The sequence below is a fragment of the Endozoicomonas sp. ONNA2 genome (assembly GCF_024606365.1).
Lineage (GTDB): Bacteria > Pseudomonadota > Gammaproteobacteria > Pseudomonadales > Endozoicomonadaceae > Endozoicomonas.
Window position 1 is genome coordinate 1 of sequence record NZ_JAHHPO010000069.1, and the last position, 1,499, is coordinate 1,499.

Annotated in this window: 2 protein-coding genes; both read right to left on the reverse strand. The window is 50.2% G+C overall.

Features of this window, described 5'->3' with window-relative positions:
• Positions 1-98: 98 nt before the first annotated feature.
• The gene (locus tag KDK14_RS01220; RefSeq protein WP_257263193.1) at positions 99-1,025 is read right to left on the reverse strand and encodes a PD-(D/E)XK nuclease-like domain-containing protein; all 927 of its coding nucleotides are present in this window, start codon (positions 1,023-1,025) and stop codon (positions 99-101) included.
• Positions 1,026-1,157: 132 nt separating this feature from the next.
• Positions 1,158-1,424, reverse strand: a complete 267-nt coding sequence (locus KDK14_RS01225) for a hypothetical protein (protein WP_257263194.1) — start codon at positions 1,422-1,424, stop codon at positions 1,158-1,160.
• Positions 1,425-1,499: the final 75 nt, after the last annotated feature.

The following is a 1,499-nucleotide window of genomic DNA, read 5'->3' on the forward strand; positions in this document are numbered from 1 at the left end:
CCACCAGCAGCGGCCTTTTCTTTCGTTTCGACCGGCTGCTTTGCCGGTGTTTTTTTCGCATTCCCTGCCATAACAACACTCCTTATTCAGACAGATAATTAAGCGACTCGTGCCCATTCAGGCAACTCGATGGTGCAGAATTCGTCGGAATAGCCCGGCCAGATCCCAGAGTTCTGGCATTCAGCAAATTGATTCAGCATCAGGCGCATTTCAGAACGGCCCAACTGCAGCATTTCATCGCTGGCCATATACAGCCCGATGGCGTAAGGCTGATCCTTTTCGATAGCCAGCCATGCAAAGCCATTCGCAGGCAGACCCAACGCACGACACCCGTCCAGATACCAAGAGGCTTTCTTGTGGTAGTGATAGTTCATGATATCCCGTTGAAACTTGCTATAGCGGGCATCAAGACAGGATTTCAGGTCGAAGATGATCCCGAGGTCTTCACGGTAGTAGTCCATTCGACCACGGCACAAAATACCCGTTTCCGCGTCCTCCCAGTAAATAGACCGTTCAGCAACCCCTTTAGAAAAGGCACTGGCCGCCTTATCGTGGTTTTGCACCGAAGCCATCAGCCCACGGCACAGGTCCATGTCGTCTTCCGACAGCACTGTGGCGGAGGTTTCAATATCAGCCACCACCTCATCCCAGAAGCGGCTATCCGGAGCCACCTCAAGGATGGCTTTTTTCAGGTCATCCTTTTTCAGCTTGGAGTAACCGGTGATACCGAGGGCTTTACAGTGCTCCTTGAGTTTGACATCTGCCGCCGGGATGACCCCGGCATATTGCGGGTCAAGAGGATTGGGTGCCTCTATATAGGCAGTAGGAAAGCGGGCAGGCTCCAGCACCGCACAATGCAGCGCCTGGCCTAAATCCAGCGCCCGTGTGCGTTTTTCACGCAGGCCTTCGAGCTTTGCCTTACAGTGGGCAGGGGAACGGCCCATTTCGACCAGGGTGGACGCAGAAAGGCCAGCGCCCCCGTGGTAGTCCATTTCTGGCAGATTGTCATAGATACCTGGCTTCATTTTTGATCTCCTTATCCGTCTTTCCTTTGTTATTACTGTGTACCTTAGTATGAAATAACGGAAGGTCAACTGCATATGCGTGTATTTTGGGTAATATAAAAGGGCAATCCAGTGCCCCTCTATATTACAGATTCATTTAAACGGATAAGAACGACCAGAAAGCGAAGGTTTCCCCAGAAAGACAGAGCTGCTATCAGACGTATCCAAAACATCGCCACAGGCTAAAGACTCAGCTTTAGACACATAAGCAGAAAGATCGACTAACGTATCATTTGGAATAACAGCCGCTCCTTGTTCCAACAGAACGGTACCTTTGGCAGTTTTAACCCACAAACTATTCTTTGAACCTGATGACATCATTAAAACACTTCCTAAAAGTCCAATTTTCAGAGAAATCATTCCACTACGCACATCGGAATTACTTCAACGGCAGACCAACCTGCCCCCGGAAATCAGTCAGGCGCTGGGCTATCT

Excerpts from the sequence above, each read along its gene's own strand:
- KDK14_RS01220 (WP_257263193.1), bottom strand. The coding sequence starts at position 1,025 with ATGAAGCCAGGTATCTATGACAATCTGCCAGAAATGGACTACCACGGG.
- KDK14_RS01225 (WP_257263194.1), bottom strand. The coding sequence starts at position 1,424 with ATGATTTCTCTGAAAATTGGACTTTTAGGAAGTGTTTTAATGATGTCA.